The 8,130-nt window shown below is 63.4% G+C and carries 9 protein-coding genes; 3 read left to right on the top strand and 6 right to left on the bottom strand.

Annotated features, from left to right (window positions below; genetic code table 11):
- A partial coding sequence (locus tag C1D09_RS13795) for a response regulator (protein WP_208760379.1) occupies positions 1-731 on the bottom strand: 731 nt, incomplete at its 3' end.
- A gap of 45 nt (positions 732-776) precedes the next feature.
- Here C1D09_RS13795 and C1D09_RS13790 point away from each other — a divergent pair.
- Positions 777-1,478: a response regulator transcription factor gene (locus C1D09_RS13790; protein WP_143974841.1), complete on the top strand. Its 702-nt coding sequence runs from the start codon at positions 777-779 to the stop codon at positions 1,476-1,478.
- Between the two features lie 67 nt (positions 1,479-1,545).
- Here C1D09_RS13790 and C1D09_RS13785 read toward each other — a convergent pair whose 3' ends face one another.
- From C1D09_RS13785 to C1D09_RS34050, 3 genes are read right to left on the bottom strand one after another with little or no spacing between them, the layout of a single operon-like run.
- Positions 1,546-1,713: a hypothetical protein gene (locus tag C1D09_RS13785; protein WP_143974840.1), complete on the bottom strand. Its 168-nt coding sequence runs from the start codon at positions 1,711-1,713 to the stop codon at positions 1,546-1,548.
- A 53-nt stretch (positions 1,714-1,766) separates the two neighbouring features.
- Complete coding sequence (locus C1D09_RS13780; RefSeq protein WP_143974839.1) at positions 1,767-2,099, bottom strand: hypothetical protein; 333 nt, start codon at positions 2,097-2,099, stop codon at positions 1,767-1,769.
- Positions 2,083-2,205 carry a hypothetical protein gene (locus C1D09_RS34050; RefSeq protein WP_281288577.1) on the bottom strand — a complete coding sequence of 41 codons (123 nt, stop codon included), beginning with the start codon at positions 2,203-2,205 and terminating at the stop codon, positions 2,083-2,085. Before C1D09_RS34050 ends, C1D09_RS13780 begins: the two co-directional genes overlap by 17 nt.
- A gap of 233 nt (positions 2,206-2,438) precedes the next feature.
- On the opposite strand from C1D09_RS34050, the gene C1D09_RS13775 reads away from it, so the two are divergent.
- The gene (locus tag C1D09_RS13775; RefSeq protein ID WP_143974838.1) at positions 2,439-2,894 is read left to right on the top strand and encodes a L,D-transpeptidase; all 456 of its coding nucleotides are present in this window, start codon (positions 2,439-2,441) and stop codon (positions 2,892-2,894) included.
- 129 nt (positions 2,895-3,023) lie between these two features.
- Here the strand turns inward: C1D09_RS13775 and C1D09_RS13770 are convergent, their stop codons facing one another.
- Both C1D09_RS13770 and C1D09_RS13765 read right to left on the bottom strand, forming a co-directional pair.
- On the bottom strand, positions 3,024-6,107 hold the full coding sequence (locus C1D09_RS13770; protein ID WP_143974837.1) for an efflux RND transporter permease subunit: 3,084 nt from the start codon (positions 6,105-6,107) through the stop codon (positions 3,024-3,026).
- Positions 6,104-7,405: an efflux RND transporter periplasmic adaptor subunit gene (locus C1D09_RS13765; RefSeq protein WP_143974836.1), complete on the bottom strand. Its 1,302-nt coding sequence runs from the start codon at positions 7,403-7,405 to the stop codon at positions 6,104-6,106. The genes C1D09_RS13770 and C1D09_RS13765 overlap by 4 nt, the downstream gene beginning before the upstream one ends.
- A gap of 145 nt (positions 7,406-7,550) precedes the next feature.
- Here C1D09_RS13765 and C1D09_RS13760 point away from each other — a divergent pair, with 145 nt between their 5' ends.
- A complete protein-coding gene (locus tag C1D09_RS13760; protein WP_143974835.1) occupies positions 7,551-8,120 on the top strand; it encodes a TetR/AcrR family transcriptional regulator in 570 nt (189 codons plus the stop codon).
- The last annotated feature ends 10 nt before the right edge of the window (positions 8,121-8,130 follow it).

Here is an 8,130-nt window from a genome sequence, read left to right as displayed (position 1 = left end):
CCGCGCACCGTGCGCAGAAATTTCGGGTTGGCCGGATCCGCCTCGATCTTCTTGCGCAGGCGCATGATGCGGATGTCGACGGCCCGCGATGATTCGGGATCCTCGGTGAAGCCGATCGCCTCCGAGATCGCGGCGCGGGTCAGCAGCCGGTTGGCACGGGTCAGGAAAACCTCCAGCACATCGAACTCGCTCTTGGCCATGTCGATCACGGTACCGTTGGCGCCGGTGACAAGCCTGCCGTCAAGATCGGCCTGGAACGGGCCGAAGGCGACGGAACGGCGGTCCGTCCTGGTCTTTCTGTCAACCAGCTCCGTCGGCTGCGGAACGCGGCGCAGCACGCTGCGCACCCTCGCCAGCACTTCGCGCAGTTCGTATGGCTTGACGATATAGTCGTCGGCGCCGAGCTCCAGTCCGACGATGCGGTCGAGCGCCGTGCCGGCGGCGGTCGCGTAGATGATGCCGATCGGCATTCTCGAGCGCAGCCAGCGCCCGAGGGACAGCCCATCCTCGCCGGGCATGGCGATGTCGAGAATGGCCAGATGAAAGGCTTGTGTCTCGATCAGGCTGCGCGCGGCGGCGGCGGTTTCAGCGGTCGCCACGTCATAGCCGGCGGCGCCGAGATATTCGGCAACCGCGTCCCTCAGGTCGGGCTCGTCCTCGACGATCACTATTCTTGCCCGCACGATGCTCTCGCTCCCACTTTCAGTGGAAAGTAGATTGGGTATAAACATCATGTCCAGCACTCATATCCGGTTGCAAGGGAACGGTTGGAAAACATGGCTGCACGAGCCGTCATTGCACTTGTTTCCGTCGCCGACGTGGTCGCGACCGAACTTGCCGACCATCTCGAGCGGCGTGGCCATGATGTGCGCCAGGCGCGACAGCCCTGGGAGGCGGAATCGCTGCTGGCGGGCGGAGGCATCGATGTCGTTGTCGTCGGTGACAGTCTCAGCCAGGCTGAAGGGCGGGATCTGCTCAGGTGTTATGGTGGCCAAGGCGAGGGCGGTCGTGACGGGCCCGATTTCATCCTGATCTGCCGGCCGTCCGATCTCGTCGACAAGGTGCTGGCGCTCGAACTGGGGGCGGCCGACGTCGTCGAAAGCCCGCTCAATGTCAGGGAGCTTGCCGCCAGGGTAGGCGGCCTGCTGTCGCGTCGTGGCAGGGGCACGCAGGAACTGATCGTGCTGGAGAACGCGACCGTCGATCTGAGATCGGCCATCGTCATGCACCGGTCCGGTACGGAGGAACAGCTTTCGCCCGGCCAGGTGGCGCTGCTCAGGCTGTTCCTGGCGAGCCCCCGCAAGGTGTTGACGCGTGACGACATCATTGCCGCGGCACCGGCCGAGAATGCCGACGCCTTCGATCGATCGATCGATTCGCGCATCGTGCGGCTGCGCCGCAAGCTCGACACAGAGACCATCACCACCATACGTGGCGCGGGCTACCGGTTCGATCCGCCGCAGCAATTCACCGACTGACGGCGGCGTACCCGGGGTATCGGCCTGGCTGAGCATCGGATTTCCCTCCTGCCGATGCTCCCGCGGTTCAGCGCACCACCAGCAGCGACGGACCCGATGGCAGGTCGCTGCTCACGACGAGTCCGTTTGCCTGGGCGTGCTCCTTGAGGAGCACGGTGGCCAGGGCGGCAAAGCCCAGCAAGCCCTGCGCATAGAGCAATGCGGAAAGCACAGAGGCGGCGAATTTCGTCTTCATCGGTTCAACTCCCCAGAAATGCCGATACTTCAAAAGTGACTATGTCGCGGGCTTCAGGAAACTCCCGAAGTGCCCGCGCCGCTCACGGAGCCCCCCGCTGCGGCGCGGGCCTTCGGTCCTCTCGGCAGCAAGTTGCCGGAGGGGCCGCGCAAAGCCAGCAACCGAAGGCCAACCCGCCAGAGGGCCTTGAGCCGGGTGATGCGCAGGCTGGAGACAATCCAGACCGAGGCGGAAAACAGCGCGACATGCAGGGTGGAGATCTCGCTCGAACTCATCGCCGCAAGCTTGGCCACCGGGCCGCCGGCAATCCTGCCGGCACCGCCTGTGACTGCTGCCGCGATGCTGATCCTGAAGAGCCAGGACCGCGTGTTAGTTTTCGTTCCCATGGTCGTTGCCGTCTGCTTTCGTTACGTCAACCTTGCGTTCGGCGCGTATCCGGATCATGCCGCCCGAAGCCGCGCTTTGTTGCAGGTTGGTTTCGAGTTTGCCCATGGATGTTTCATATAGCGCAATTCGAACTTTCGTTTCCCGGAAAGTACCTATGTGCCGACATCGCCGCCGTCATCGGGACGCGATCATCGTCGCTGTGGTCGCTTGGCTTGTTAACCAGAGGAAACACATTCGAAACATAAACGAGCATTTCGCGAAATCTCCCCGAAACATGCCGCCACGATAAGCCGCTCATCGAATTGGAGCCGGCCTGACCGGCAGAGAGAGGGGACATCATGCACACCACCATTTCCGCCAAGCTCATCAACATCGCCGCCGCCGCGCTCACGGGTGCAGCGCTTCTGTTTGGCGCCAACGCGGCCCATGCCGCCAACAAGATCGTGGCGCGGGTCTCGCTTTCGCAGCAGATCATGGAGGTTTTGGTCGATGGCCGGCCGACATTCGCCTGGAAGGTTTCCACCGGTGACAGGGCGCATGTGACGCCGACCGGCTCGTTCAAGCCGACACGCATGCATGAGATGTGGTATTCGAAGAAGTACGACAACGCGCCGATGCCGCACTCGGTGTTCTTCAGCGGCGGCTACGCGGTGCACGCCACCTATGCCATCAAGCGTCTCGGCCAGCCGGCTTCGCATGGCTGCGTGCGGCTGCACCCGGACAATGCGGCCGATTTCTATCAGCTGGTCGAGACCTTCGGACCGGCCAACACCAGCATCGTCATCGTCAAGTAGCAGGCTGCGGGCAGGCTGGCGGATCGCCGCGCCTGTTCAGGACTCCCTCCGGAACATTCCGGCGGTATCGAGCGCAGCAAAAAAAAGAGGCCGGATCTTTCCGGCCTCTTTTTTGTTCTTCGGCTTCTATCAGTCCGGCAATGCCGGCATCAGCCTCGGATCCGGCTTTTCCGCAAGATGCGGCAGGTCCTTGCTGGCGATGAAGGTGTAGAACATCGGCACGACGAAGAGCGTGAACATGGTGCCGACCAGGATGCCGGTGAAGATGACCAGGCCCATCGAATAGCGGGCAGCAGCACCGGCGCCGCTCGACGTGATCAGCGGTACGACGCCTAGCGCCATGGCCGCCGTCGTCATCAGGATGGGCCGCAGGCGCACCTTGGCCGAGGCGATGATGGCGTCGCGCCGCCGCAGGCCATGCGCCTCGCGCTGCTGGTTGGCGAACTCGACCAGCAAGATGCCGTGCTTGGTGATCAGGCCGATCAGCGTGATCAGACCCACCTGCGTGTAGATGTTGAGCGTGCCCAGGCCGAGATTGAGCGGCACGATCGCGCCGAAGATCGACAGCGGCACCGCCATCATGATGATCAGCGGGTCGCGGAAGCTCTCAAACTGCGCCGCCAGCACCAGGTAGATGACGATGACGGCCGCCGCGAAAGCGATCAGGATGGTGTTGCCCTGTTCCTTCTCCTGCCGGGACTGGCCGGAATAGTCGACGAAGAAGGTGTCGGGCAGGCTCTCCTTGGCAATATCCTCGAGGACCTTCAACCCGTCGCCCGTGGTGACGCCGGGCAGCGGCAGTGCCGAGATGGTCGACGAATTGAGCTGGTTGAACTGTTCGATCGCCGCCGGCGAGGCATTGTTCGAGATCTTCACCACGGCCGACAGCGGCACCATCTCGCCCGTCACGCTGCGCACGAAATACTCGCCGAGCTTTTCGGGGTTGTCGCGGAATTGCTGCGGCACCTGGGGGATGATGTCGTAGCTGTTGGAGTCGCGGTCGAACTGCGCCACTTCGGCACCGCCGACCAGCAGCGTCAGCGTCCGGCCGATATCGGCGATCGGCAGGTTCAGCGCGGCGGCTCGGTCGCGGTCGATGGTGACCGTCACCTGCGGCGAATCGTAGGACATCGAGTTCTGCACGACGATAAAACGGCCGGACGCCTGTGCCTTGTTCTTGATCTGCTCGGCGGCCTTGTACACTTCCGCCGAATCGCCGGTCGAGCGCACCACCAGGGCGATCGGCAGGCCGCCACCGGAGCCCGGCAGCGTCGGCGGTGCGAAGACGAAGGCCTGCACGCCCGCCACCTTGCCGATACGAGCCGTGATGTCGGCCTGCAGTTCCTTCGAATTGCGCTTGCGTTCAGCCCAATCCTTGAAGGCAAAGCCAACGAAGGCGCTGTTCGTCGTGCCACCGAAGGCGACCGCCGAGAACTGCGCCCGCGTTTCCGGAATGTCCCTCACCAGGCCAAGTATCTGGTTCACATAGGTTTCGGTGTAATCCGATGTCGCATAGGTGGGTGCGGTCACCAGCGAGAGCAGGAAGCCCTGATCCTCTTCCGGCGCCAGCTCGCTCGAGGTCTTGGTGAACATGAAGCCGGTCACGCCGACGAGCGCGAGCACGATGATCAACGTCAAGGGACGATAGTTGAGCGAGCCTGTGACGGCACGCTCATAGACGTGCTCGACCCGCGCGAAAATGCCGTCGACAATACGCTGGAAACGGCCTGGCGTGCCGGCCTTCAGGAGGCGCGCCGACATCATCGGGGTGATGGTGACAGCGATGATGCCCGACAGCACGACCGAGCCGGCAAGCGTCACCGCGAATTCGCGGAACAGCGCGCCGGTCAGGCCGCCGGTGAAGGCCAGCGGTGCAAACACGGCGGCCAGCGTCATGGTCATTGCGACGATCGCCGAGGCGATTTCACGCATGCCGCTGAACGCCGCCTGCATCGGCGTCATGTGGTCCTCTTCCATGTGGCGATGGATGTTCTCCACGACCACGATGGCGTCATCGACGACAAGACCGATCGCCAGCACCATGGCCAGCAGCGACAGAAGGTTGATCGAATAGCCGACCGCAAACAACAGGAAGCAGACGCCGATCAGCGACAACGGGATGGTGATGATCGGCATCATCACCGAGCGGAACGAGCCAAGGAACAGAAGGATGACCACGACGACGATGGCAACCGCCTCGCCGATGGTCTTGAACACCTCGTAGATCGAGGCGCTGATCTGCCCGGTCGCGTCGTAGACGACCTCGATCGTCATCCCTTTCGGCAGCGTCTCCTGAATCTGCGGCACGAGCTTGGTGAGCGCCGCCGCCGTTGTCAGCGGGTTGGCCGCTGGCGTCGGGAAGATGGCGAGAAAGGTGCCGGGCTTGCCATTGAAGCTGACCCTGGTGTCGGTGTTGGCGGCGCCGAGTTCGACGCGGGCCACGTCGCGCAACCGCACCACATTGCCGTCGGTCGAGCGCAGCGGCAGTTCGGCGAAGGCTTCCGGCGTCTGCAGCGTCGAGCGCACGGTGATCGACGAGACGACATATTCGTTCTGGGTGTTGCCGGGCGCCGACAGGAAGTTGGAATTGTTGATTGCCGCCAACACTTCCGCCGCCGTCACACCGCGCGCGGCAAGCCGGATCGGGTCGATCCAGACGCGCATCGAGTATTGCTGGGCGCCGAAGATCTGGACGTCGGCGACACCTTCGACCGTCGACATGCGGGGCCGGATGACGCGCTCGATATACTCCGTCAGCTGCTCCTTCGTCATGTTCGGATTCTGCATCGAGATGTACATCATCGCGAACTGCTGGCCGGTGCCCTTGACGATGACCGGATCCTTGGAGGCGTCCGGCAAGGTGCCGCGCACGCCCTGGACCTTGGACAGGACTTCGGTCAGCGCCACGTCGGGGTTGGAGCCGAGCTTCATCTGCACCGTCACGGTGCTAGAGGACGGACGGCTGGACGACGTGACGTAGTCGATGTTCTCGGTCGAGGCGACGGCGCGCGCGATCGGGGCCGAAATGAAGCCTTGGATCAGGTCGGCGCTGGCGCCCGGATAGGCCGTCGTGATGGTGATCGCGGTTTCGTCAACCTTCGGATACTGGCGGATCGACAGGTTGAAGATGCCCTGGAAACCCAGGAGCAGGATCATGCAGGCAAGGACCGTCGACAGGACGGGCCGGCGAATGAAGAGATCGGAAAAGCTCATTGCTGGTCGGCCTGCTTGTTCGCCGATTTGGTCGGGTCGATGGTGTTGTCGACATTGACGGACATGCCGTTGAAAAGGCGGTTCTGACCCGCGGTGACGACCTCGTCGCCGGCCTTCAGCCCTTCGACGATCTCGACCATGCCCTGATTGCGGCGGCCGGGCTTGACGAAGACCTGCGACAGCACAAGCGCGGGCTTGTCGCCTTCCGCCGCCGGCTTGGCCGGGTCGGCAGCCTGTTTGGTGGCATCGGAAGCGGCCTTGTCCGCCGGCTTTGCGGCAGGCTTCATGGCATCCGCCGGCTTGTCGGTAGCCGCCGCGGCTGGCTTTTCTTCCGGCTTGGCGGGCTGCGCCGGGGCCGTGCCGGCGGGCTTGGCCGGCTGCACCACGAAGATGTAGTCGCCATAAAGGCTGCTGGTCAGCGCCGTCTGCGGCAGCGTCAGCACGTTCTGCTCCTCGGGCAGTTCGACACGCACCTGGACGAACTGGCCAGGGGTCAGCTTGCCGTCGGGATTGGCGACTTCGGCCCGGATGTTGACCAGCCGGCTGGACGGGTCGATCTTGGGGTCAATGCCCCGGATTTCGCCCGCAAACGGCATGTCCGCGCCGCTCGAGCCCAGCCGAACCGTCTGGCCGATCTTGAGCAGCGGCAGCTGCTGTTCGGGGATCGAGAAATCGACCCGCATCGTGTCAAGATCCTGCAGCGTCACCACGGCGGTGCCGGGGGCCATATACTGGCCGACATCGATCTTCGGAATACCGACCGTGCCGCCGAAAGGCGCCGTCAGCTGCTTCTGATCGAGCACGGCCTGCAGCTTGGTGACCTGGGACGCCGAAGCCGAGGCCGCCGCACGTGCCGTGTCCAGCGTCGAGTCGGAACCGACGCCACGCCTGGTCAGTTCGATCGCGCGGGCCAGCGATGTCTGATCGAGCGCGGCCTGCGCCTTCTGTGCGTCGAGATCGGCGCGCTCGACGGCATCGTCGAGCTGCAGCAGCACCGCATTGGCCGCCACTTTCTGGTTGGCATGGAAAAGGATGTCCTTGACGATGCCGGTGGTCTCGACGGTCAGGTCGACACCGCGCACGGCTCGCACCGTTCCGATCGCCTCGACGCCCGGCGTCCAGCTCGAAGGCTTGGCGATGGTCGTTGAAACGGTCGCCGCCGGCGGTTTCATCGTGGCGAAATACTGCTTGATACCGTTGTCGCGCAGGAAGTTGAAGCCGACGATGCCGCCGACCACAACGACCAGCACGGCCAGAACGAGAATGATGACGAAGAAACGGAGTATGCGCTTGAACAAGGAAGTCCCCTCAGTCGAAATCCGGCGCGTAGCGCGGACATCGGGACACATATCGACTGCGGGTCCCGATTTCAAATAGTGGCGGCTTTACTGTACCGTCTGGACGGTCTTGTCAATTGGGCCTAAGCTTGCGAAGGGAGGCGCCATGAGAGCCCGACGACCGAACTCGCGCGAGAAGATACTCGCTGCGGCGGCTGATGTTGCCCGGGAATCCGGGCCCGGCAGCCTGTCGCTGGATGCCGTCGCCAGCCGCGCCGGCGTGTCGAAGGGTGGGTTGCTCTACAATTTCCCGACCAAGGCCAAATTGATGCAGGGGCTGGTGGAAGGGTATCTGCGCCACTTCGAGGAGGCGCTCGAGACCGCCAACAGCAACGACGATGGCAAAAATCCGCTCGCCGTCTACATCAGGCTGTCGGCCGATGATTGCGAGGAAAAGCGACCCTCCGCCTCGTGGATCTTTTCGGCGATCGCCGAGGATCCCGATTTCATGACGCCGATAAAGACATTCAAGCGGCAGCTTTTCGAACGGCTGAAGGGCGAAACATCAGACCTGAAATCGCTGCTGGTCTGTTATCTCGCCATCGAGGGGCTGCGCAGCATGAACCTTTTCGATTCCGATGTGCTGTCGAAGGACGAACGGGAACTGCTGGTGGCGTCGCTACTGGAGATCGCCAGTTCGCCCGATGCCCAGCAAGCCTCCGGGACGCGATCTTGACGGCTTTCAG

Source organism: Mesorhizobium intechi (assembly GCF_002879535.1).
In the GTDB taxonomy this organism is placed as follows: domain Bacteria; phylum Pseudomonadota; class Alphaproteobacteria; order Rhizobiales; family Rhizobiaceae; genus Mesorhizobium; species Mesorhizobium intechi.
This window is presented reverse-complemented; position numbering and strand designations above follow the sequence as displayed.